Here is a 22,245-nt window from a genome sequence, read left to right on the forward strand (position 1 = left end):
CATGATTTAATAACAATATTTCGTATTTTTCCGTATTATTGACTCTCACATTCTCGGGTGAGGGCTGTGGCGGGGCGAATTGCACAGTTTTTGCGACATGGGACTGCCTAGCGATTCCTTGAAATGGAATAGCCATTCCGCGTTGTTGACCTTGCCCTGCGCTCCAAAATCGCACCTCATCCCGTCCAATTACCGGATTCAGATTGAACCAACCGGGAAAACAATTAATGAACTTTCGAATATGTTGCTTGAGTTCTGTGAAGCGCTAACCTGACAAGTGAGTGGGCACATGCCGGGCAAAATCGGAAATGAACATACAGGAGAGCAGCCGCGGTGAACGTGATTTTACCACAACCATATACGGCGGTGCTTTGCAGGTAATCTGCTTTGGAAATGGACGGACGGTTAACTACAGGATTTAGGTTTATAGTGATACTCCTCGGCGCACGCCGCCCAGTCAAAGCCGGCGGATTCAGATGACTGAACAAATCGCTTCACCCACCATTTCCGCACGTAGCTTATCCCGCTATTTCGGCAATCGCGTCGCCGTGCGCGAAATCAACCTGGAACTTAAGCATGGTGAAATTTTGGGACTTCTCGGCCCCAACGGTGCGGGTAAAACCACCATCATGCGCATGCTCACCGGCAATCTTGCTCCGAGCGCCGGTTGCGTCGAGATCTGCGGAATAGATTTGCTGGACAAACCTCGCGATGCCAAGGCATGCATCGGTTATCTACCCGAGATACCCCCACTCTACCGGGAGCTAACAGTAAACGAATACTTGCAATTCGCCGCCAGGTTGCATCGCCTCAGCAACGCAGAAATCCAGTTTGCGCTGGATAGAGTTATACACCGCTGCGGGCTGGATGACGCAGGTAAACGTCTGATTGGTTCGCTGTCAAAAGGCTATCAGCAGCGTGTGGGAATTGCCCAGGCCATTATCCACGATCCGGGTGTGATCATACTTGATGAACCGACAGTCGGACTCGACCCTAACCAGATACGGGAAATTCGTACTCTTATCCGTGAGCTGGGTACTGAGCGGAGCGTCATTCTCTCGACTCACCTTCTGCCTGAAGTCGAAAGCATATGCGATCGGGTACAGATCATGCATAAGGGAAGCACGGTATTGAGTGACTCCCTCAACAACCTGAAACAGAAGGGAATCAGCCTGGAAGAAACATTCATGCAATTCACCATGGATACGGAAAATCCCAAAAGTTCTTCATCGCCATGATTCTGGTTATTGCCCGGAAAGAGTTAAAAATCCTGTTTGGCTCACCGCTAGCCTGGATATTACTTGCATTGGTGCAGCTCGTGCTGGCCTGGATTTTCCTGGCGCATCTCGATACTTTTCTGCAGATTCAGCCGCAACTTGTGAGAATCGCCAATCCACCGGGCGCGACGGAAACGATTATTGCGCCGGTATTCGCTATGGCCGCGATAGTGCTGCTGATGATCACCCCTCTTTTAACCGCGCGCCTCATCGCCGAGGAGCGCCGCAACCACACCATGACCTTTCTTATTTCAGCACCTATTTCGATGATCGACATCGTTCTGGGAAAATTCCTCGGCCTGATGGTGTTCTTTTCTATAATGATCATGCTGGTCGTAATGCTGTCGATGTCTCTACTGGCAGGCGGCCCGTTGGATTTCGGCTTGCTGCTGAGCAATGTCGCCGGCTTGTTCCTGATAGCCGCTTGTTTCGCCTCTCTCGGACTTTATTTCTCCTGCCTTAGCGCCCATCCGGCGATTGCGGCTGCCGGCGCCCTGGGCGCACTGCTGATATTGTGGGTGCTGGACATCGCGGCGGGGGACGATAAGGATAGTGTCACACGTGATCTCTCTCTGCTCGCACATTATGAAAATTTCAATCGCGGCATGATCGATACTTTTGATCTAGCGTACTTCTCGCTGTTCGTCCTAGTCTTTCTGGTGCTATCTATCCGCCGGCTGGATAAGGAACGGCTGCGTGGTTAACCGTGGCGTCATGTGATAATGACTATGGTCACTCACCAACGGCGACTGTACTGGTTGATGCAAAACAGCGTATTTTTGGTGCTGCTGATATCGTTGGCCGGGTTGCTAGGTTACCTTGCGCGTGAAACCCGCATTCAGTGGGATATCAGCCAAAATGGGCGCAACAGCCTAAGCCAAGCAAGCGTCGAGGTATTAAAAAAAATCAACGGCCCGCTTGGCGTCACTGTCTACGCCACGGCTCAAGACGCGCAATCGGGGGATATTCGTAAAATCATCCGTGAATTCCTCTCGCGTTATCAGCGTATCAAACCTGACCTTGTCGTTACATTCATCGACCCCGCAACGCAGCCGAAGCTCACGCAGGACGCGGGTGTCCAGGAAAACGGGGAAATGGTGGTAACGTTCAATGGCAAAAGTGAACGCCTCATCACGGTCAACGAACAGGCGCTCACCAATCTGCTGATGCGGCTGGCGCGTTCCAGGGAAAAACCGGTGATAATGCTTGGCGGACACGGCGAGCGCAAACTGGACGGGTTTGCGAGCCATGACCTGGGGGAATTCGGCAAACAATTAATGACGAAGGGGCTCAAAACCGGGACACTCAATCTTTCTACCGCTCCCGATGTACCGGCCAACGCGGGCGTACTCGTAATTGCCTCGCCACAAGTTGACCTGCAGGAAGGTGAAGTGGACAAGCTGCTTGCATATATCGGCCGCGGCGGCAATTTGTTGTGGCTAATAGATGAGGGACCCTTGCATGGCCTGCAACCGCTTGCCGAGAAACTGGATTTGACGCTCACACCAGGCGTGGTGGTTGATCCTCAGGCTCAGCAGCTAAAATTGCCCATCACTGTCGCGTTGGGCGCGAATTATGGGCAGCATCCAGTCACTCGCAACTTCGACTATATTACGATGTTTCCTTTTGCTCGTCAGATAATCGTCAACGAAAATGACAATTGGCATAGCGTTTCACTGGTGGAGGCGGCTGACCATGGATGGGTGGAAACAGGCAAGCTGGATTCCGGCATCGCCTTTGACAAACTGTATGACGTATCCGGTCCTGTAAGCATCGCCGCCGCCCTGAACCGTATCGTGCATGACCGCGAACAGCGTATCGCCATTATCGGCAGCGGGAATTTTCTTGCGAACACGTATCTTGGCAACGGCAACAATCTGGATTTTGGCATTAATCTCGTCAACTGGCTCACCGGCGACGAGAATCTCATTACTATTCAACCCCGGGCCACACTCGACAGCAACCTGGTGTTAAATGAATCAACGCTTTTCATGATTGCTGGCGGTTTTCTCATCGTTTTGCCGCTGGTTTTCCTGGCAAGCGGATTGATCACATGGTGGCGGCGCGGAAGGAGATGAACCCCGAACCTTGCAGAGGTATTCTAATTGCCTGAACTACCCGAAGTCGAAGTTATCCGCCGTGGCATCGTCTCCCATCTCGAGGGGCATCGTCTTACCGGTGCGACGCTGCGAAATCCGAATCTGCGCTGGCCGGTACCTCACGATCTCGGACACAAAATTTGCGGGTTGAAAATCAATACGGTGACGCGGCGAGGCAAATACCTCCTGCTTGACTGCGGTACCGGCACGCTGATCCTGCATCTCGGCATGTCGGGTAGCCTGAGATTGCTGTCGGCCGCCACGCCGCCACAGAAGCACGATCATATCGATCTGATACTGGATACCGGCATGATTCTGCGTTTCAGAGATCCGCGCCGTTTTGGTGCGGTGTTGTGGGAAACAGGCGATGTTGTCCATCACGCATTGCTGGCTCGACTTGGGCCTGAGCCGCTTACCGCAACATTCAATGGAAATTTACTCTATGCGAAAACCCGAGGCCGCAGTGCCAGTATCAAGGAAGTATTGATGAACAGCCGGATTGTCGTCGGCGTCGGCAATATTTACGCCAGCGAAGCGCTCTTTAGCGCGGGTATAAGCCCCATGACTCCCGCAGGGCAGATCGGCGTGCGCAGGTACGAGAAATTAGCACAGGCAATAAAGGAAACGCTTAATCTCTCGATCGAAGCGGGCGGCAGCAGTTTGCGCGACTTCGTCAACAGCAACGGCAATCCCGGCTATTTTCAGCAGCAATATTGGGTATATCAACGAAATGGGCAACCGTGCCGGAAGTGCGATACGATCATCATGCAAATCAGACAGGGACAGCGTTCCAGTTTTTATTGTCCGCGTTGTCAAAAATAAGCAAGGAGCAGGTGCACAGCGAAGCCGAAACTCCAATTCGCGATATTATCGCGTTTACGAGATTCACAATCATCCTAAACATTGGTGGTTAACGGCTCGTTTATAGATCAGTGTTATGATTAATAACAATATTTCTTCTTGATTCTCACCTTCGGGCAAGAGTCACTACTACCGGATTTAGGATCATAGGAGCGACATGAATATTACATTTATCGGCGGCGGCAATATGTCTTTCGCCTTGATCGGCGGACTATTGCAGCAGGGTTATTCGCCTGGGCAAATATGTGTAGTCGAAATCAATGCCGAAAGGCGTGAAAAAATAAAGCACGAATTTGAAGTTGAAACCGTGACGGAACTCGCCGAAGGCTTATCCGATAGCGACATCATTGTGCTGGCCGTAAAGCCGCAACAGCTTTCAGCCGTGGCGCGGGAGCTTGCGGCATTGCTCAACAATCATTTGATTATATCTATCGCGGCCGGTATACGCGCAACGGATATAAGCCGCTGGATGGAAGGTTATGCACGTGTGGTACGGGCCATGCCCAACACACCCGCGTTGATTCGCGCAGCCGTCACGGGACTATATGCCCTGGCTGGCGTTAGTGCGGAGGATAAGCGCAACGCAGAGGCCATACTTGCGGCGGTGGGTTCCGTGCTATGGTGCGATCGCGAAGAACTGCTGGATGCGGTTACGGCCATATCGGGCAGCGGTCCGGCTTACGTATTTTATTTCATCGAGGCCATGCAGAAGGCAGCACAGGAACTGGGATTGGATGCAAGCCAGGCACGGCAATTAAGCCTGGAAACCTTTATCGGCGCTGCCCGGCTTGCAATTCAAAGTAATGAAAACGTCGCCACGCTACGTGCCCGCGTAACTTCCCAAGGCGGCACCACGGAGCGTGCGATCCAAGCCCTCGAGAATGACAACGTCAAGCATGCGGTCGTACATGCGATCCATATGGCGAATCAGCGCTCGCATGAATTGGGCGACGAGTTTGGCCGGACTTAAAATTTACCGCATGGGCCACTGTTTTCCAGGACGTATATGCTCAACCAGATACTGATATTTCTGCTGGATACTCTGCTGGGTTTGTTTTCTCTGGCGCTGCTGCTACGCTTCTATATGCAACTGCTACGCGCGCCCTACCGTAACCCACTCTCACAATTTCTCGTGGCACTCACCGATTTTATCGTACGGCCCGCACGCCGGATAATTCCCGGATACAGCGGAATAGATCTTTCCACGCTATTACTGGCGTGGCTTGCGCAATGCATGCTGCTGACCGGCATGCTTATGCTTCAAGGGTACGAATTCAGATCGAATATCGGTATCGCGATCACGGGGCTGGCGCTGCTGGGGTTGATGGAAATCATCAAAATGACGCTCTATATCATCTTGGTGGCAGTAATCATGCAGGCAGTGCTCTCTTGGTTCAACCCTCATACTCCGCTGGCCCCGACGCTCGACAGCTTCACACGGCCATTCCTGGGAATTATCCGCCGGCGTATTCCGCCGATCGGCAATGTCGACTTGTCGCCCTTGTTTGTGCTGGTGATCATTCAATTATTGCTGTTCGTTGTGGCGGGAACAGCAAAGGAAATCTCTCTTCTGTTCTAATGCTTAGTGATTGATTGATACGTCACGGGAGATTCATGTGCCGCCGCCTATGATGCCCGATCAGACTTGGTACCGCAGCGATGATGGAGGCCAGCGGCTTGTCCTTACGCTTCACATACAACCTGGCGCAAAACGCACCGAGGCCGTTGGGCTGCATGGCGACGCACTGAAAGTCAGACTGGCCGCGCCACCCGTGGAGGGGGCAGCCAACACCGCACTGCTGGAGTTTCTCGCTGCGACTTTTGATGTACCGCTACGTCAGGTGACGCTTAAACACGGAATCAAATCCCGGCGCAAGGTGGTTGAAATCCGGCGAACAGTGCTGGGGCCGGACGTATTATGTAAAGCACCCGATTTCGACACGGACTAAGGTCTGTTTCATTTCTTCGGCGAGAGCCGCGCGGTCCATCACTGAAGTTTCATTAGCCGTATAGATAAAGAACCATGTCTCGTCTGATTCTCTTCAATAAGCCCTACGGAGTCATTTGCCAGTTCACGCCTGAGGCGGGGCACAAATCTCTTAAGGACTTTATACCATTGCCGGGTTTTTATCCCGCCGGGCGACTCGATGTCGATAGCGAAGGCCTGGTGCTTCTCACCGATGATGGCAAATTGCAAAACAGAATCAGCAGTCCCGAGCACAAGCTATCGAAAACTTACTGGGTGCAGGTAGAGGGTATCCCCGGGGAAGTTGCACTGGACACGCTACGCCGGGGTGTGGTGTTGGGGTATTTCAAGACAATGCCCGCGCAAGCACGCCTGATGGATGATCCGGCAAATCTCTGGCCGCGCATACCGCCTATTCGCTTCCGGAAAAATATTCCTGCTTCATGGATTGAATTGACGCTCACGGAAGGCAAAAACCGCCAGGTGAGGCGCATGACGGCGGCTGTATCTTTCCCTACGCTGCGATTGATCCGCCATGCTATCGGCGCATATTCCCTGCATGGCCTTGCGCCGGGAGAATGGCGCTTCTCAAAATACGCAGGCCCCCAATAAAACAATCCCGTTGATTGCAGCATTCAGCAGCGCCACAGCGGGCCCGGCAGTTGCGTGCTTAATCCCTTCACTTTCCCACAACGAAACATCCTCAGCACCTCTTGAGACTTTCGAGGATACGGCTTATTTGGCAATGGTAATGCTCGGCACACCGGTACGGGGCAAATCGGTTACAGTCATTTGAAACAGAAGGTACACCATCTGGAAGGCACTCCGGTTCCAACGGGCAAGAGGTCCCTTTGTATTCACCGCATAGTACCGGTTATATGAACGAATCGATAAATCCTCTTCCGGAAGGACCGAGTCCGATACGACGAGTTCCATTGTGGTGATGGGATTTTCATCATCCTTGATGGGTGGAGTTCTTGGGTCCTTCTCAACATGATGCTCCGGCTCGTCGCCAATAGAGCGGCCCAGAAAACTGATAACTGCATGGAAACTTCGAAGCCGGAAAACTCCCCTCATAGGCCAGTCTCCACCCAAATGATTAGGACGGATGTCAAAGGCAACATCGTTGGCGTTCCAGACCCCCGCCTCGTCGTTCAGCTGCGCGCGTTCCTCCGGGGATAGCGTTTCGGGATCGTAGTTGGTGATGAGAATCGGTCCCGGGACGTGTTTACGAAGCGTATAGGTATTGTCCTGCTTGTTATACTGCACAAAAAACTCTTTCTCCAGAGCCTGGAAGCCTTCTGCTGAAACTGAACCGGCGGGAATGATCCAGGTGCGTTCCAGATTTAACGGTTCGGCATGAAGCTGGTTCTGGTCTTGAATGGCTGAAAGATGAAGTACCACGCGACGGAACATTTCATAACCCGATGCATCGGAGGGTCTATTGCGATATGACATCTGTTTTGCGGGGCCCTGAATGCGTACCTCCTGCGCCATCAGCCTCAGCAACAGATCAATATCGAAGCGCTGGCGGAGCAACAGAGTGAACTTACCTTGCTGAAACGGTGTAAGGAGCCGCTTTGTGAACTCCTCCCCTTCAACCGGAACAATGCTGATAGTGGGATTTTCAGCAACGCTGCCGCCGAATATCGGCATCAGAACTTGCCCGGCAAGCCCCCCCAGTGCGGGGGTAGCCCCTGCGCTGAAACGAAAATCAAAAGTGGCAGCAACGTTCGAAACGCCAGTAAAATGAATCGGTTGATGATGATGTGCGCGGGCGATATTCATCAGCAGTTGTTTGGACGCAGCATTAGTAATGGCTTCATCATAGGCCCCCACGGCGCGGTGTAGAGCAATAGGCGATACACAGCCGGAGAGCGCGAGAAAGGACGCAAGACATACCAGCGTGCCTAATACGGATCGAAGCTGAAGGGCTTTCATGTGCCTATTTTCATCGGAGTATTGGTCAAAAACGTTTTGGGCAGTTCTTCGAACTCAAAACGTTCACTGGCCCCAGGTGAGCAATACGGGTTTCGGCTTCATCGAAACTGATCAGGAATGAGCTTCGGATTGCCACCGCCATAATGACAGTCCAAGTGGCTAACTCAGGGCTTTAGGCCGACGTAGCGTAATGATTCATGAGCCAATAGCGCGGATATTGTACTTTGGCCGTTACGGAGTGTCTATCGCCCCGGCATGAAGAATTATGATGACGAGTTATTCAATGGGCCTGCCAGAACCCCTACCAAAGTTCGAGAGTCACGATACGAACACCCATTGAAAACCACTGTCGTGAATGACCTTCGTCGAGCCGACAGTCCCATCCAGTTAAACTGGAACTGAAGATATAGAGCTGAAACCTGCTGAACGCTACTTGAGACCCGCCATAACCTCACCCCCGGGTCCTTGGGTCACTACGGTAAATCTCCCCCCAAAGAAATTAAGCTGTCCCATGATCTTTGCCTGATAGCCGGAGTCGCAGGTATAAACCCTGAAATCCGCTGAAAATGTTGCCGGCATTAAAGAACAGGAACTCCAACGCCGCTTTTTCGGTCTATTGCCGCATGAGGTTAGCAACTAGGATGCGCTGATCGCATCTGACATTTTGGGTTAAATTGGGCGGCTGGACATGTTCTTTGCTATATTGACATGGAGGCAATCATGATGACAAGAGCAACGCTCGAAAGACTGTGATTCGGGATTTCTATATAACGGAGGATCAAATGAAAAAGATATTGATCGCATCTGCGTTAACCTTGGGCTTGATCTCGACCAGCGCCCTTACTCAGGATTACGACAACAAAGAGAGAGCTGCATCCGTCGGCAGCCCGGGCGACCCGGCCAACGTGTCGCGTACCATTGAAATAACAATGGTCGAAAACCGTTTCAAGCCTTCTGAAATAAAGGTGAAGCAGGGGGAAACGGTAAAGTTTGTACTCCAGAACGCTGGCAAGAAAAAGCATGAGATAATGATAGGTACCCCGGAGGAAATTGATCAGCATGGCAAGATGATGAAAAAATTCCCCGGCAAGGAACATCCCGATGAACCGAATATGATCTCGGTCAACCCGGGCAAGACTGGAGAATTGGTGTGGCATTTCACTGAAGCGGGCGTGGTCGACTTCGCCTGCCCGTTGCCAGGCCACTTCAAAGGCATGAACTTCAAAGGTATGAAAGGAATAATCGAAGTGGAGACCAAATGAACAAACTGACTCACAAATTTTTAGCTGGATCTATTCTGGCCGGGGCCTTATGGGGTGTCGCTATGGGCGCCGGTGCGACAACGGTCGACGTCTACAAGAGCCCAACCTGTAAATGCTGCGCAAAATGGGTCGACCATATGCGCGCAAATGGCTTTACCGTCAACACCCACGATGTGGGCAACAAGGAAGTACGCGAGCGTGCGGGAATCTCCACCACGCTTGGTTCATGCCATACCGCCCTGGTTGACGGTTACGCGATTGAAGGTCACGTGCCTGCCCAGGATATCAAGCGGTTTCTCAAAGAACGTCCCCGCGCTATCGGCTTGACCGCTCCGGGAATGCCCCACGGCTCTCCCGGTATGGAAGGCGCGCGCAGCGATCCTTACGATGTCCTTCTAATCAACAAGCAAGGCGATACTACCGTGTACAGCCGCCATCTTCCCTCTGATTCAAAAGAATCCCTGATGAGACTGAAGTGAGGGGCATGAAATCTCCTCTTACTGTCACTGTCCCTGGGAACCAGAAAAGAAAATCTTTAACCGCCGCATTCGTGCGGATGAATACAAAAGGTATCATGAACCTGCATTACTTCTTTCTGGCAAGCGTAGCTGTCTTTGTCGCCGGTTGCGGTGAATCGAAGCCTCCTGCCGCTGCGCCGGCACCACCCGTTGTTGCGCCCGCGCCTACCGCTGCCGCGCCGGCCGCGCCCTCTATCGACTCAGCCCCTTCCGTTGCCAAACCGGCACCCTCTGCCCCGCCGGCGGCGGAACCAAAAAACCTAGCGGCGCGTAAGCTGGATCCAGAGAAAATCAAGCGGGGCGAAGCGGTTTATCGCGCAAATTGTGCCAATTGTCATGGACCCAATGGGGAAGCCACGCCAGGCTGGCGCACTCCCGGCGCTGACGGCAGGTACCCGCCGCCGCCACTGGACGGCAGCGCCCACGCCTGGCATCACTCAACCGAGACACTGGAAAGAATGATCCGGGTAGGCAGTCCGGCTGATATCGGAGGCATGCCAGCGTGGGATGGCAAGTTGACAAACCAGCAAATCGATGACGTGATTGTCTGGATCAAATCACTATGGCCAGATGAAGTTTACGATATCTGGTATAAGGAAATAGAGAATAAGCCGGAACCGAAGAAAAATTGAGCGCCTACTATAGTTTCCTGTAGATTTCGCCAGGTGAAACAGCGGCTCATTCTGAACTGCTGGGACTCCAGAAGGCTTGGCTGATGTAAGCTTCGAGCGCCAGCCGCGCGATAAGACGGTCAAGTTCCTCACCGTCGACCGAGGCAGCCAGCAGTACGGCCTCGATCTCCACTTCGTTCGCCCCGAAGGGATGCACTACAAGATCGCTTGTCGGGTAGTTGGCCTCTTCAAGGCTCTGCTCCAACAATGCGAGCGCATCCTTCTGATACTCACGTTTGGCAATCACATAGACTGTGTTGGTCATCTCCACGCCTGGCGTGTAGTTGGGCTGGCGGTTGATGCGATTCACCACCGGCCGCAAAAGTGTGTTGGCCGTGAGCACGAAGATCGTGCCGAGTAGCGCTTCCAGGATCAGATCGGCCCCGGCCGCGGCCCCCACCGCCGCCGAACCTCACAGTGTAACAGCGGTGTTGATTCCCCGGACATTACCTTCCTCGCGCATGATCACCCCGGCACCGAGGAAGCCAATGCCGGAGACTACGTAGGCGATAACATGAACAGCCCCCTTCGTGACCCTGCAGACGATTCGCCATGTCCACAAATAACGCTGCACCGACGGCTACTAGCACGTTGGTTCTGAGCCCTGCCGTGCGTTGCCGGAATTGACGCTCCAGGCCGATGAGCCCTCCCATGATAAATGCGGTGGCGAGACTCAACGAGGTGTCGGCCAGAGAGAGCAAGTTGATATTTTCGATTGCTTCCATAATGTACCTCGCTGCCCGCCGTAATGGCGGGAGAATCGAGTGCTTGGCCTCAAGTTATCGGGAACCGGACTAAAGATAGGCGTCGGCATGGGCAAACATAACATGCGGGCTCCATCTTAAGACAATACGCTATCGCAAAGCCAAACGCACTTGTCTTTCTGCTCTGTGGTTTTATATCCCGGAAAACATCAAGAATTCCCTTGCGGAATCGGGCTGGAAACTAAAACTCGGCATGGACTCTCATCCCGAAAACATTTATGGGGCCACGATCAGCGTTGAAGCCCGGGTTGGTAATATGCTGATAATCGGCCGTCACCCATAGCGAGCTCAGTAGACTGAGGCTATAAAAAATATCCACGACGTTTTCAGGACCCCTTTTAATCCGGCCGTCGCCGACGAATCCATCAATACCGCCCATACCCAGATACCTGGCATGCTCGTCCGAAATCCAGCCTGCGGCAAATCCGATTCCAAGCGAATCCCTTTTACGCCCCCACCGGGAACCGCGGGCCAGAGCACCTAAGGAGATTGATCTGTCAGTTGACGTATAGGTATACACTTCGGTTTTGCCGTCGCTGTACATTCCCCGGAAGAACAATCCGATATCGCCCAACACCTGCTGCTCGAGATTGATCCCTATGCCCATTTTCTCGTTGGGTCTACGTGCCCAGCATAAATCTGGGGCTCCCGCGTTTGCGGATCCATAATTGAAACTCGTGCAGGTTGTGGCATTTCTATTAGGGTCGGATTGGAAGGCGGCAATGGCATCACTGAATTTACCCATGTTTTCATGATTCCTGTAAGCCAGCACCCTTACGGCGCCAGGCTGGCCATTCAACAGATGCTTATGCTCAAACTCAACTTGCTGTCCATAATAGGTAAATATTCTCGTGTCGATGGCAAGTTGGTTGGGATCGATGGGAACGGCTGCATGACCGAAGCGCACCGCCCAATTGTCATGAATGTATTCGCCTACAGCACCCCAGGTATATCCCTTCGCATCTGCGGCAAAATCGAAGGCAGCATACGTCATGAAGCCCATGTTAAAAAATTGCCGGCGCAAATCGCCGGAGTACGAATTCTTGTCGAAGAAATCGAGGACACTGAATTTGCCAACCCTGACAACGAGGCGCCTGCTGTCCACGGTTGTGCCAAGTTGCATTGGATCGGAGTCAAGTTGTATGCGGTCTCCACCAAACCCCCAAGTCTGCTTGAAAAATAATCTGGATGTAAAATAGACAGGAACTTCAGAGCCGCCCTTTTGCAGCTCGAAGTTATGTATCGCTCCCCCCAGACCCTTCAAATCGGATAAAGGCCGCGTGGAAATCATGTCCGGCGCATAATAAATTTCACCACCGTTCCAGGTCTTGAATCCCAGATACAGCGTAGCGGTTCCGCTAAAGCTTCTTTCGCTTTCCGGCAACAGAGAGTTGGGGCTTCCATTCAGATTGGTATACAAGGCCGGGAATGCGCCTTTCCAACTGGAAATATAGGTGAACTGGCCATAGGCGTTCCAACGTTCGTCCTTCAGATCATGCCACCCCTTTTTTGCCAACAAATTCATGAAATCGAATGCATCTGTAGCGCGTGGATCCGGCTCGGTCTGTGCCTGAACCGACACTACGGTAAGCAACATGGAACAAAGAAAAAGTATCCTTACAAGCGCCATTGCTCTGATATTTTCTGAACCCCGGCGTTTTGTCCCAAGCAATTTGGAATTTGACCGGCAATTGGCGTGGACAATTTTTTGAAAGGATGCCACTGGCTTATCACTCCAGACGGGGAGTTTTGAATTTTAATCATTCTGCTCGATGTAGCTATCAAACGGCATCAGTGGTGGAGCCCGAATGCGCAGACTGATTGAGATTTATTAAAACCATTCGTAGGTATATGCTTGGATAGCCCGGCACAGTGACGGTGGCGAATACGCATCACTTCCGCGCAGGCAATACCCACATGGCATCAGACCGAAATCATGCAGAAGCCTCGCGTACTAAACCGAAGATTCAACAATCAATAGGTATATTTTTGGGGTAACCAGAATGTTAACGACAGGGGCCACTAACATTGAGATACCACCATCCGCCTACGGCAAGATGATGGCAAGGGAATCTTGCGTGATCTTACCGCGACAGGGCCAAAACATTATTTTGGTAACTACAACTACCAGAACTAGTGCCCACAAGTGGACTCCATAAAATAAGTATGGGCGCACCATACTTAAAAAATACACGAGTAAAGTTAAATTTTTATTACTATTAAGCGGAATTAAGCGGAAATCTGCTTCCGGCTTCTATCCGGCGGTCGGCTGATCCACTCGTAGAGCAGCCGCTGTACCAGAAGTTGCACCGGCAACATGGGCAGAAAGGTACTCGTCCCCAAAACCGAGAAGATGTTGCTAAAGTTGAATGGAGTGGAATCCACCCAGGTGGGATCTGCGATTCCATAAGCATATTATCCCACGGGCGATAATTAGCTTAATAAGAAAGACTGCGATATCGGCTTAAAGCGGGTAAGTGCCCCAAGGGTTGGGATATCAAGCCAATCAATTGGCTATCTACTGCTAAATAGCCATCACTGACTTTGTCCCATTAATTCCGTTCCGGATCGCGGGCATCACAATGAAAACTTAGGCCGGCTCTACCTTCGGCGCTGCTTTCTTTACCGCGGCACGGGCGGGAAGCTTCTCGCGAATGCGCGCCGATTTACCGGAACGATCCCGCAGATAATAAAGCTTGGCGCGGCGGACATCGCCACGACGTTTGATCTCTACGCTGGCAATGAGCGGTGAATAGGTCTGAAAAGTCCGTTCCACGCCCTCGCCGCTGGACACCTTACGCACGGTAAAGGCCGAATTGAGACCACGATTACGCTTGGCGATAACAACGCCTTCATAAGCTTGTACGCGTTTACGGTCGCCTTCAACCACTTTGACGTTAACGATGACGGTATCGCCCGGGGCGAAATCCGGAATTGTTTTGCTCAGACGGCTGATTTCTTCGTTTTCAAGTTGTTCGATCAGATTCATTTGCTACTCCTTACTTTTATTTCGCTTGGTTTCTATTGCTTCAATTCGATTCATAAGCGTGCTTGAACGCTTCGAGCAACTCCCTTTCTTCTCCGGTCAGGCCACGTTCGATTTTCAACGCCAGTAAATCCGGCCTCCTCAGCCATGTCCTGCCCAGCGATTGCTGCAGACGCCAGCGCCTGATTCTGGCGTGATTGCCGGACATGAGAACTTCCGGCACGGGCTCACCCTCATAGACTTCCGGTCGTGTATATTGGGGAAAATCAAGCAGCCCGCTCACAAACGAATCCTGGCTGGCTGAATCCGCATCTCCCAACACCCCTGGCATCTGCCGCACCATACTATCTATCAACACCATTGCCGCCAGCTCTCCGCCCGAGAGCACATAATCGCCGATGGAAATTTCGTCATCCACCATACGCCCAATCAAGCGCTCATCCACACCTTCATAACGACCGGCAAGCAGCACCAATGATGGCAGTTCACACAGTTTCATTACCAGATCATGGTCTAGCAAGCGTCCCTGTGGGGAAAGATAGATTACTTTTGCCCCATCAACGCCATTGCCCGTCTGCCGGATCCTGGCTGCGTTGACGGCTTTTTCCAGCGGCTGCGCCAGCATCAACATTCCAGGGCCGCCGCCATAAGGACGATCATCCACCGTACGATGATTATCCTCAGTAAAATCGCGCGGATTCCAGGTATGCAACCGGTAAATCCCGTTTTCCTTCGCCCGGCCGGTTATCCCGTATCGGGTGATGGCGTCGAACATTTCGGGGAACAGCGTAATGACGTCGAACTCAAAAGTCACGACTAGTAGTCCATACCCCAGTCCACCGTTATCCGATAAGCCTTTAAGTCCACCTTAACGATCACCTGACTGACAAAGGGGATCAAGCGTTCCCTTTCTCCTTCTATCGGGCTTTGTACTTGAAGCACATCGTTGGCGCCGGTTTCCAATAATCCGGTTACTTTCCCCAATTCTTCATTCCGCAGATTGATGACGTCAAGGCCGATCAGATCCGACCAGTAGTAGCCATCTTTACCACTTTTTGACAAATCCGGTAACTGGCTGCGAGGCACCGCAATCTGCATACCTTTCAACCGCATTGCCGCAGTACGATCGGCATATGGTTCAAGTGCGGCCGTCAATAAGCTCCCGTGAACTTCGCAGCCGGTAACTTTTACCTCACGCCATTCCCCATTGCCTCTGCCCAGCCACCAGATGGGGTAGTCAAGCAATCCATCCACAGATTCAGTATAGGGAAAAACCTTGATCCAGCCTAATACACCAAAGGGGCCGGCAACGCGCCCCATCACTACCATTGGCTCGATTTCTATGCCCGAATTAACTGCTTCCCGCGGCTTTTTGTTTTGCACCAAACTGTCTGATCAGTCTTGTGACGGTGTCGGATAACCGTGCGCCTTGTGACTGCCAATGAGTGACGCGATCCAATTGAACACGCAATGTTTCTTCGCTTTCAACCCCCCTGGGGTTATAAAAACCAATGCGCTCAATGAATTTGCCATCACGGGCATCGCGGGAATCCGCTACTACCATATTGAAAAACGGGCGTTTCTTGGCACCGCTGCGCGCCAATCGAATAATGACCATATATATGCCTGTATGGGTCCGAAACCGAAAAGGGTGTGATTTTACGGTAATTTTTACCCTGTTAGCAAGTTATATCATGTTGCTGGCAGTATAAAAAACTGCCGCCGGAAGAAGGCACGCTCCACGGAAGATTTGTCGCGCGATTTCCGGCAGCCTGCTGGACTTGAAGAATCGCAGGCGGAAAAAACTGGACGAGACAGATTTGACGATCTCAAGGGCCAACAGTTGCTTCATATGGATCGGCCAGTCACTTTTGCAACCGGTTTCCTCCAAGTCCGGCAAGCTGTTAGTGTGCCTGTTCCCAATTCGGCCCCACGCCCACCTCCACCAACAGTGGCACATCGAGTTTCGCTGCGCCACCCATCAGCAGCGGCAACTCAGCTTTTATCGTTTCGATTTCATCATCCGGTACTTCCAGTACCAACTCGTCATGGACCTGCATGATAAGCTTGCTACGCAAATTCACCCTCGCTAACCAGCCATGCACCGCGATCATGGCGAGCTTGATGATATCGGCGGCGGTGCCTTGCATGGGCGCGTTGATTGCAGCGCGTTCCGCACCCTGCCTGCGATTGCCATTGGAACTATTGATCTCCGGCAACCATAGTCTGCGTCCGAATACGGTTTCGACATAGCCGGTTTTTCTGGCGTTTTCCCGGGTGCGTTGCATGTAATTCGCGACTCCCGGATAGCGGGTGAAGTACCGCTCCATGTACGCACGGGCAGCAGAGCGTTCAATACCGAGCTGCGAGGCGAGACCAAATTCAGACATGCCGTAAATCAGCCCGAAGTTGATGATTTTGGCGTAGCGGCGCTGCTCATTGTTTACCGCCTCCAGTGCGGCGCCAAACACCTCCGCTGCAGTGGCGCGATGGATGTCCTCGCCTGCGGCGAATGCTTTGAGTAATCCCGCGTCCTGTGATATGTGCGCCATGATGCGTAGCTCGATCTGCGAATAGTCGGCGGAGATAATGTGATGCCCCGGCGATGCGATAAACGCTTCGCGGATACGGCGCCCTTCGGCAGTGCGCACCGGGATGTTTTGCAGGTTGGGCTCGTTGCTGGCGAGCCGCCCGGTCACTGCTACCGCCTGCGCGTAATTGGTGTGCACGCGTCCGGTGGCGGCATCTACCATGCGCGGCAGCTTGTCCGTGTAAGTCGACTTGAGCTTGGCAAGCCCCCGGTAATCGAGCAGGATTTTTGCCAAGGGATAATCCCGCGCAAGTTGTTGCAGCACGTCTTCATCGGTGGACGGTGTGCCGCCCGGTGTTTTCTTGATAACCGGGAGCTTGAGCTGATTGAACAGTATCTCCTGAATTTGCCTGGGTGAATTCAGATTGAATGGTTGCCCGGCGATTGCGTGTGCCTGGTTTTCCAGCGCCAGCATTTTCTCCCCCAGTTCACGGCTTTGGATTTCCAGCAACTTCAAGTCCAGCAATACACCGTTACGCTCCATTTCAAATAGTATATTCAATACAGGCATTTCAAGTGCGCGATAGATATAATCGAGCTTTACCTCCTTCGCTATTTCGGGATAGAGGTGTTGATGCAGTTGCAGCGTGATATCGGCATCCTCTGCCGCATATTGCGCCGCGCGTTCGATATCCACCTGATCAAAACTTATACGCCCCGCCCCCTTGCCGGTGATTTCGTCATAGGCAATGGTCTTGGCTCCAAGGTGCCTCAGCGCAAGATTATCCATGTCATGCGGACGGTGCGACTCCAGTACGTAGGATTGCAATAGCGTATCGTGGGCAATACCGTTCAAGGTAATGCCATGGTTGGCAAAAATGTGTTTATCATACTTGAGATTCTGGCCTGCTTTGGCTTTGCCCGCATCTTCCAGCCAGGGTTTGAGTTTATCGATCACGCGATCGACCGGCAGTTGCTGGGGAGCGCCTGCATACCGGTGCGTCAGCGGCAGGTAAGCCGCCTGATGAGGTTCAACGGAAAACGAAATTCCGACGAGTTGCGCCTGCATCGGATCCAGCCCGGTGGTTTCCGTATCCAACGAAACCAAAGGAGCGGCATGGATGCGTGCGATCCATTCATCCAGTTGGCCTTGCGTGAGAATAGTCTGGTAGTCCGCCGCCGGCATCGTATCCGCATCCGCTTTCTGAGATATGATGGCTGAGGACGTATTGTCAATCGCCCCTGGACCGGTCTCCCGCAATTCCCGCAACCAGGTTTTAAAATCCAGCCGCTCATACAGCTCGGCCAGTTTTATGGTATTCCGCGGCTGCAGCCCAAGATCGTGTAGACCGACAGGTAACACCACGTCACACTTGATAGCCAGTAATTCGCGCGACCGGCTTAGCCAATCGAGCGCCGCGCGCAAATTTTCCCCCACCACCCCGCCAATCTCACTGGCATGAATAACAAGATTATCCAACGTGCCATATTGGGTGAGCCATTTCACCGCGGTTTTGGGACCGACCTTTTCCACGCCCGGAATGTTGTCCACCGTGTCGCCCACCAATGCCAGATAATCAAGCATGCGTGCGGGTGGCACGCCAAATTTGGCAAGCACCGCCGCTTCATCGAGCATCTCGTTGCTCATGGTATTGATCAGCGTCACTTGCGGATCCACCAGTTGCGCGATGTCCTTGTCACCGGTGGAAATAATGCAACGCATGTTTTCGCGCACGGCCTGTTTAACCAGTGTACCAATCACATCATCCGCCTCTACGCCTTCCACGATCAGCATGGGCCAACCCAGCGCGTTTATGCACTCATGCAGCGGCGCGATCTGCGCCGCCAGATCGTCAGGCATGGGAGGACGATGCGATTTATATTCCGCATAGAGGTCGTCGCGAAAAGTCTTGCCTTTTGCATCAAATACGCACGCGCTATAATGAGCCTGGTAATCCTTGTGCAAACGGCGCAGCATGTTGAGGACGCCATAGATCGCACCGGTCGGTTCATTATTGCGATTGCGCAAATCCGGCAGCGCGTGGAAAGCACGATACAGATAGGACGAACCATCAACCAGCAGCAATGTTTTCATTTAACTTCCAAAGGTTTCCAATGAGCACGCAAGACAAATTGGCGCGTACCATGACGAATGATTTCCGGGAAAAAACCTGGTCGGCGAGGGAATCGTGGCGCGTGTTCGGCATTATGGCAGAATTTGTGGAAGCTACGGAACGCTTGAATTCGATTCGGCCAGCAGTGAGTATTTTCGGCAGTGCACGTACGCTTCCTGATCATCCCAACTATATATTAACCGAACAGATCGCCCGGCAATTGTCCGATGCCGGCTTTTCGGTAATTTCGGGAGGCGGTCCAGGTATCATGGAAGCGGCTAATAAAGGCGCCTATTTTGGCACGTCGCCGAGTATCGGCCTGAATATTCAGCTTCCACACGAACAACATCGCAATATTTACCAGGACGTCAGCCAGACATTTCGTCATTTCTTTGCGCGCAAATACATGTTCGTGAAATTCGCCACCGCTTATGTCGTGTTACCGGGCGGATTCGGCACGCTGGACGAACTGATGGAAGCACTCACGCTGGTTCAAACCGGCAAGACCCGGAAAATGCCGATTATTCTGGTTTGCTCGGACTTCTGGCGCGGCATGCTCGACTGGTTGCAGCATACCCTCGTAACCGAGGGCATGATCGCGCCAGAGGATATGGATTTGATTCAGGTGATCGATGAACCCCGTGAGGTAGTCAAGGCAATCTTCCAGTATTATGAAACGAGCGGTTTCGAACCCTCCGCGGCGGAACGGGAAGTTCAACTCAATCTATAAAATCCGGGTTCTTTCAGATAGAATGGGTGCGTTGACCCTGCCAGGAGCAGTCATGCGTCTAATAATTCTGATTTTGTTATTGAGCGCCGCACTGCCAGCAGCGGCGCAATCCAAGCCCAGTAGGCCCAAAGACCTGCAGCCCATACCGGAAGTACCAGAACCACCAGAAATCGCCTTGCCATCGCCGGGCAGTGACCAGGATGATGCCGCGCTTGAACCACAGGTTACCATCACCAAACGCGGAGAGGATAAGATCGAAGAATACCGTATCAATGGACGTCTCTATATGATTAAAGTAACTCCCCGCATTGGTCTGCCGTATTATCTGATTGACAACCAGGGAGACGGGACGTTTTCCGCTGGCGGCTCTGGCGGCCTCGATCAGAATATCCGACCACCCATGTGGATATTACGCCAGTTTTAACCAGCTAATCCGTCGGGACGCGTGTGATGGCGAGGCGGGTTGCGAGACAGTTTGCCGGTTGAAAGAAAGTCCATAGCGGGTCTATGGACACCGGGCAAGCAGCGAGAATGGCCGCAAACCGACCACTGGCACTCGGGCACGCTCGCGGCGCCGCCTAATGGGATTATCCATGTTTAACTTGATTCCTGTGGTTGGACAGGATGAAGGTTTGCGGAGAATCTGTGCGGCTCATGGCGGCCAATTGACAAATGAATTGAAAAATGAGCAGTCGACCTCCGGATTTAGGTTAAAATATCCGTAAAGAATAAGAAGATCGCGCATCTTATCCATCTTCTCCTCCCCCTTCTTTTTCTCTCGCTCATGTCTGTCTTCACTACCGTTACTCAGCCTCAGCTTTCCGCATGGCTGAAAAACTATTCGCTGGGCACACTGATTGATCTGCAGGGCATCTCCTCCGGCATCGAAAATACGAATTATTTTGTTACCACCAGTCAAGGTAGGTATGTTCTCACCTTGTTTGAGAAACTAACCTCGTCCGAGCTGCCTTACTACCTGAATCTGATGGCATATTTGTCGCGCTGCGGCATCCCTTGTCCTTGTCCGGTCGCCAATCTCAACCAGAGACTTCTTGGTGAACTAAACGGTAAGCCGGCAAGCATCGTTACCTGTTTGCCCGGCAAATCACAGGAACATCCTACCCTCGCACATTGTGCCGAAGTGGGTGCGCTCCTGGCGAATATGCACTTGGCGGGCCTTGCCTATCCTGAAAAAATGGAAAACCCGCGGGGTCCCGAATGGTGTAAAGCCACGGCACCCTTCGTCATACCATTTCTTACCAGGGAGGAAAGAGCGATTCTCGAAGAAGAGTTGCATTTCCAGTCGTTGTATCGTTTCGAAGATCTGCCGCGTGGCGTGATCCATGCGGACTTGTTTCGCGACAACGTACTGTTCATCGACGACACGATAGGAGGGGTCATCGATTTCTATTTCGCCTGCAACGATGTGTTGCTGTACGATCTCGCCATTACGGCCAATGACTGGTGTCTGAATGAAAATGGCGAACTGGATGTAAACCGTGTGCTGTCGTTACTCGAAGCCTATCACCGCATCCGACCGCTCACCCCTGTCGAACACGGTGCCTGGCCAGTGCTGCTGCGAGCCGGGGCTTTGCGTTTCTGGTTGTCGCGGTTGCATGATTATCACTTGCCGCGCATGGGAGAACTTACCCATGCCAAGAATCCTGCTCACTTTATGCGCACCTTAAAAAACCATGCGGCTTTCCACACAAGGCTGGCACAAGTTTGGGTATGAGCTGTAACCGCACGCCAAGATTGGATAGCAGGCGCTACTCTATCGGAGATACAAAAAATGGAAGTCAGGCAAGTCGATGCAAAACAAGGGTGGCAATGGATTATGACGGGCTTCTTCATATTCCGTCAGATTCCGGTGATGTGGATATTACTGTGCACCACCTTGCTTCTCATCGCTGCCACGTTGTCGCTTATCCCAATGGCAGGGCAATTCATTTTTACGCTTCTTTCACCGGTATTTTTAGCGGGACTGATGATAGGATGCAGGGCGCTCGAACAAGGCGAAAAACTGGAGATCGCTCACTTGCTTGCAGGTTTCAGGAACACCTCTGGACCTCTGATCACGATAGGAGGAATTTATCTGGTAGGACAAGTATTAATCCTTGGCATATTCATGCTTGTCGGGGGTGACGTACTGATGGACCTGTTGATAGAAGGAAAGCGGGTCGACGAGAATGAATTGAAAAATGTCTCCGGCGATATGTTGTCCGCCTCGCTGGTCGGGCTATCGCTTTCCATCCCGCTGATGATGGCTACCTGGTTTGCGCCTCTGCTGGTGATATTCAATGGCATGCCCGCGGTGGATGCGATGCGGCTAAGCTTTTTTGCTTGCCTGAAAAACATTATAGCGTTCCAGATTTATGGCATTACGCTAGTGGCGCTGACGATACTCGCCTCGATACCCTATGGTCTGGGATTATTCGTATTGGTGCCGACCCTGTTTGCCTCGATTTACGCAAGCTACAGGGATATCTTCGTGGATACAGCCGAATCAGCCGAATCAGCTTGAGC

At 52.4% G+C, this 22,245-nt stretch carries 25 protein-coding genes and 1 pseudogene; 15 read left to right on the top strand and 11 right to left on the bottom strand.

The window, feature by feature from the left end:
- The first annotated feature begins 476 nt into the window (after positions 1-476).
- The 8 genes from SQ11_RS00940 to SQ11_RS00975 all read left to right on the top strand — a co-directional run bounded on the left by SQ11_RS00940 (position 477) and on the right by SQ11_RS00975 (position 6,815).
- Positions 477-1,238, top strand: a complete 762-nt coding sequence (locus SQ11_RS00940) for an ABC transporter ATP-binding protein (RefSeq protein ID WP_041512246.1) — start codon at positions 477-479, stop codon at positions 1,236-1,238.
- A complete protein-coding gene (locus SQ11_RS00945) occupies positions 1,235-1,981 on the top strand; it encodes an ABC transporter permease (RefSeq protein WP_041512247.1) in 747 nt (248 codons plus the stop codon). Before SQ11_RS00940 ends, SQ11_RS00945 begins: the two co-directional genes overlap by 4 nt.
- Before the next feature lie 18 nt (positions 1,982-1,999).
- A complete protein-coding gene (locus tag SQ11_RS00950) occupies positions 2,000-3,355 on the top strand; it encodes a GldG family protein (RefSeq protein ID WP_052493903.1) in 1,356 nt (451 codons plus the stop codon).
- Positions 3,356-3,382: 27 nt separating this feature from the next.
- Positions 3,383-4,198 carry a bifunctional DNA-formamidopyrimidine glycosylase/DNA-(apurinic or apyrimidinic site) lyase gene (mutM, locus tag SQ11_RS00955; RefSeq protein WP_041512249.1) on the top strand — a complete coding sequence of 272 codons (816 nt, stop codon included), beginning with the start codon at positions 3,383-3,385 and terminating at the stop codon, positions 4,196-4,198.
- A 196-nt stretch (positions 4,199-4,394) separates the two neighbouring features.
- Complete coding sequence (gene proC, locus SQ11_RS00960) at positions 4,395-5,207, top strand: pyrroline-5-carboxylate reductase (protein ID WP_041512250.1); 813 nt, start codon at positions 4,395-4,397, stop codon at positions 5,205-5,207.
- A 36-nt stretch (positions 5,208-5,243) separates the two neighbouring features.
- Positions 5,244-5,816 (top strand): YggT family protein, encoded by a 573-nt coding sequence (locus SQ11_RS00965; protein WP_041512251.1) that lies wholly within the window; start codon positions 5,244-5,246, stop codon positions 5,814-5,816.
- Positions 5,817-5,868: 52 nt separating this feature from the next.
- Positions 5,869-6,186, top strand: a complete 318-nt coding sequence (locus tag SQ11_RS00970; protein WP_041512475.1) for a DUF167 domain-containing protein — start codon at positions 5,869-5,871, stop codon at positions 6,184-6,186.
- A 74-nt stretch (positions 6,187-6,260) separates the two neighbouring features.
- Entirely contained in the window at positions 6,261-6,815 is a 555-nt protein-coding gene (locus SQ11_RS00975) for a pseudouridine synthase (protein ID WP_041512252.1), read from the top strand.
- A 123-nt stretch (positions 6,816-6,938) separates the two neighbouring features.
- On the opposite strand, the gene SQ11_RS00980 is transcribed toward SQ11_RS00975, so the two are convergent.
- Positions 6,939-8,144, bottom strand: a complete 1,206-nt coding sequence (locus SQ11_RS00980) for a hypothetical protein (RefSeq protein ID WP_041512253.1) — start codon at positions 8,142-8,144, stop codon at positions 6,939-6,941.
- Between the two features lie 429 nt (positions 8,145-8,573).
- Positions 8,574-8,723 carry a hypothetical protein gene (locus SQ11_RS17120; protein ID WP_156972377.1) on the bottom strand — a complete coding sequence of 50 codons (150 nt, stop codon included), beginning with the start codon at positions 8,721-8,723 and terminating at the stop codon, positions 8,574-8,576.
- Positions 8,724-8,926: 203 nt separating this feature from the next.
- Between SQ11_RS17120 and SQ11_RS00985 the strand changes: the two genes are divergently transcribed.
- From SQ11_RS00985 to SQ11_RS00995, 3 genes are all read left to right on the top strand, one after another.
- The gene (locus tag SQ11_RS00985; protein ID WP_041512254.1) at positions 8,927-9,406 is read left to right on the top strand and encodes a cupredoxin domain-containing protein; all 480 of its coding nucleotides are present in this window, start codon (positions 8,927-8,929) and stop codon (positions 9,404-9,406) included.
- Positions 9,403-9,885 carry a DUF411 domain-containing protein gene (locus SQ11_RS00990; RefSeq protein ID WP_041512255.1) on the top strand — a complete coding sequence of 161 codons (483 nt, stop codon included), beginning with the start codon at positions 9,403-9,405 and terminating at the stop codon, positions 9,883-9,885. Before SQ11_RS00985 ends, SQ11_RS00990 begins: the two co-directional genes overlap by 4 nt.
- 77 nt (positions 9,886-9,962) lie before the next feature.
- A complete protein-coding gene (locus SQ11_RS00995) occupies positions 9,963-10,556 on the top strand; it encodes a cytochrome c (protein ID WP_156972378.1) in 594 nt (197 codons plus the stop codon).
- A 46-nt stretch (positions 10,557-10,602) separates the two neighbouring features.
- On the opposite strand, the gene SQ11_RS17755 is transcribed toward SQ11_RS00995, so the two are convergent.
- From SQ11_RS17755 to polA, 9 genes and pseudogenes are all read right to left on the bottom strand, one after another.
- A complete protein-coding gene (locus tag SQ11_RS17755) occupies positions 10,603-10,938 on the bottom strand; it encodes a hypothetical protein (protein WP_232297845.1) in 336 nt (111 codons plus the stop codon).
- 69 nt (positions 10,939-11,007) lie between these two features.
- Positions 11,008-11,169, bottom strand: coding sequence for an MgtC/SapB family protein (locus tag SQ11_RS17760; protein ID WP_269746019.1), 162 nt, complete (start codon positions 11,167-11,169; stop codon positions 11,008-11,010).
- A 25-nt stretch (positions 11,170-11,194) separates the two neighbouring features.
- Positions 11,195-11,320: pseudogene (locus SQ11_RS18135) on the bottom strand (MgtC/SapB family protein); the annotation flags it as partial.
- A gap of 220 nt (positions 11,321-11,540) precedes the next feature.
- Positions 11,541-12,989 (bottom strand): carbohydrate porin, encoded by a 1,449-nt coding sequence (locus SQ11_RS01005; protein WP_041512477.1) that lies wholly within the window; start codon positions 12,987-12,989, stop codon positions 11,541-11,543.
- Positions 12,990-13,949: 960 nt separating this feature from the next.
- Positions 13,950-14,348, bottom strand: a complete 399-nt coding sequence (rplS, locus tag SQ11_RS01010; RefSeq protein ID WP_041512256.1) for a 50S ribosomal protein L19 — start codon at positions 14,346-14,348, stop codon at positions 13,950-13,952.
- Positions 14,349-14,388: 40 nt separating this feature from the next.
- The gene (trmD, locus tag SQ11_RS01015; RefSeq protein ID WP_041512257.1) at positions 14,389-15,159 is read right to left on the bottom strand and encodes a tRNA (guanosine(37)-N1)-methyltransferase TrmD; all 771 of its coding nucleotides are present in this window, start codon (positions 15,157-15,159) and stop codon (positions 14,389-14,391) included.
- A 2-nt stretch (positions 15,160-15,161) separates the two neighbouring features.
- Positions 15,162-15,674: a ribosome maturation factor RimM gene (rimM, locus tag SQ11_RS01020; RefSeq protein WP_041512258.1), complete on the bottom strand. Its 513-nt coding sequence runs from the start codon at positions 15,672-15,674 to the stop codon at positions 15,162-15,164.
- Positions 15,675-15,696: 22 nt separating this feature from the next.
- Complete coding sequence (gene rpsP, locus SQ11_RS01025) at positions 15,697-15,963, bottom strand: 30S ribosomal protein S16 (protein WP_041512259.1); 267 nt, start codon at positions 15,961-15,963, stop codon at positions 15,697-15,699.
- 286 nt (positions 15,964-16,249) lie between these two features.
- On the bottom strand, positions 16,250-18,970 hold the full coding sequence (gene polA / locus SQ11_RS01030; RefSeq protein ID WP_041512260.1) for a DNA polymerase I: 2,721 nt from the start codon (positions 18,968-18,970) through the stop codon (positions 16,250-16,252).
- A gap of 20 nt (positions 18,971-18,990) precedes the next feature.
- On the opposite strand from polA, the gene SQ11_RS01035 reads away from it, so the two are divergent.
- The 4 genes from SQ11_RS01035 to SQ11_RS01050 all read left to right on the top strand — a co-directional run bounded on the left by SQ11_RS01035 (position 18,991) and on the right by SQ11_RS01050 (position 22,243).
- On the top strand, positions 18,991-19,719 hold the full coding sequence (locus SQ11_RS01035) for a TIGR00730 family Rossman fold protein (protein WP_041512261.1): 729 nt from the start codon (positions 18,991-18,993) through the stop codon (positions 19,717-19,719).
- A gap of 52 nt (positions 19,720-19,771) precedes the next feature.
- The gene (locus SQ11_RS01040; protein ID WP_041512262.1) at positions 19,772-20,143 is read left to right on the top strand and encodes a DUF2782 domain-containing protein; all 372 of its coding nucleotides are present in this window, start codon (positions 19,772-19,774) and stop codon (positions 20,141-20,143) included.
- Between the two features lie 360 nt (positions 20,144-20,503).
- Complete coding sequence (locus SQ11_RS01045) at positions 20,504-21,454, top strand: homoserine kinase (RefSeq protein WP_041512263.1); 951 nt, start codon at positions 20,504-20,506, stop codon at positions 21,452-21,454.
- A gap of 57 nt (positions 21,455-21,511) precedes the next feature.
- Positions 21,512-22,243, top strand: a complete 732-nt coding sequence (locus SQ11_RS01050; protein ID WP_041512264.1) for a BPSS1780 family membrane protein — start codon at positions 21,512-21,514, stop codon at positions 22,241-22,243.
- The last annotated feature ends 2 nt before the right edge of the window (positions 22,244-22,245 follow it).

This window comes from Nitrosospira sp. NpAV (assembly GCF_000832065.1).
Taxonomy (GTDB): domain Bacteria; phylum Pseudomonadota; class Gammaproteobacteria; order Burkholderiales; family Nitrosomonadaceae; genus Nitrosospira.

Excerpts from the sequence above, each read along its gene's own strand:
- SQ11_RS00940 (WP_041512246.1), top strand. The coding sequence starts at position 477 with ATGACTGAACAAATCGCTTCACCCACCATTTCCGCACGTAGCTTATCC.
- SQ11_RS00945 (WP_041512247.1), top strand. The coding sequence starts at position 1,235 with ATGATTCTGGTTATTGCCCGGAAAGAGTTAAAAATCCTGTTTGGCTCA.
- SQ11_RS00950 (WP_052493903.1), top strand. The coding sequence starts at position 2,000 with ATGACTATGGTCACTCACCAACGGCGACTGTACTGGTTGATGCAAAAC.
- proC (WP_041512250.1), top strand. The coding sequence starts at position 4,395 with ATGAATATTACATTTATCGGCGGCGGCAATATGTCTTTCGCCTTGATC.
- SQ11_RS00965 (WP_041512251.1), top strand. The coding sequence starts at position 5,244 with ATGCTCAACCAGATACTGATATTTCTGCTGGATACTCTGCTGGGTTTG.
- SQ11_RS00970 (WP_041512475.1), top strand. The coding sequence starts at position 5,869 with ATGCCCGATCAGACTTGGTACCGCAGCGATGATGGAGGCCAGCGGCTT.
- SQ11_RS00975 (WP_041512252.1), top strand. The coding sequence starts at position 6,261 with ATGTCTCGTCTGATTCTCTTCAATAAGCCCTACGGAGTCATTTGCCAG.
- SQ11_RS00980 (WP_041512253.1), bottom strand. The coding sequence starts at position 8,144 with ATGAAAGCCCTTCAGCTTCGATCCGTATTAGGCACGCTGGTATGTCTT.
- SQ11_RS17120 (WP_156972377.1), bottom strand. The coding sequence starts at position 8,723 with ATGCCGGCAACATTTTCAGCGGATTTCAGGGTTTATACCTGCGACTCC.
- SQ11_RS00985 (WP_041512254.1), top strand. The coding sequence starts at position 8,927 with ATGAAAAAGATATTGATCGCATCTGCGTTAACCTTGGGCTTGATCTCG.
- SQ11_RS00990 (WP_041512255.1), top strand. The coding sequence starts at position 9,403 with ATGAACAAACTGACTCACAAATTTTTAGCTGGATCTATTCTGGCCGGG.
- SQ11_RS00995 (WP_156972378.1), top strand. The coding sequence starts at position 9,963 with ATGAATACAAAAGGTATCATGAACCTGCATTACTTCTTTCTGGCAAGC.
- SQ11_RS01005 (WP_041512477.1), bottom strand. The coding sequence starts at position 12,989 with ATGGCGCTTGTAAGGATACTTTTTCTTTGTTCCATGTTGCTTACCGTA.
- rplS (WP_041512256.1), bottom strand. The coding sequence starts at position 14,348 with ATGAATCTGATCGAACAACTTGAAAACGAAGAAATCAGCCGTCTGAGC.
- rimM (WP_041512258.1), bottom strand. The coding sequence starts at position 15,674 with ATGGTAGTGATGGGGCGCGTTGCCGGCCCCTTTGGTGTATTAGGCTGG.
- rpsP (WP_041512259.1), bottom strand. The coding sequence starts at position 15,963 with ATGGTCATTATTCGATTGGCGCGCAGCGGTGCCAAGAAACGCCCGTTT.
- polA (WP_041512260.1), bottom strand. The coding sequence starts at position 18,970 with ATGAAAACATTGCTGCTGGTTGATGGTTCGTCCTATCTGTATCGTGCT.
- SQ11_RS01035 (WP_041512261.1), top strand. The coding sequence starts at position 18,991 with ATGAGCACGCAAGACAAATTGGCGCGTACCATGACGAATGATTTCCGG.
- SQ11_RS01040 (WP_041512262.1), top strand. The coding sequence starts at position 19,772 with ATGCGTCTAATAATTCTGATTTTGTTATTGAGCGCCGCACTGCCAGCA.
- SQ11_RS01045 (WP_041512263.1), top strand. The coding sequence starts at position 20,504 with ATGTCTGTCTTCACTACCGTTACTCAGCCTCAGCTTTCCGCATGGCTG.
- SQ11_RS01050 (WP_041512264.1), top strand. The coding sequence starts at position 21,512 with ATGGAAGTCAGGCAAGTCGATGCAAAACAAGGGTGGCAATGGATTATG.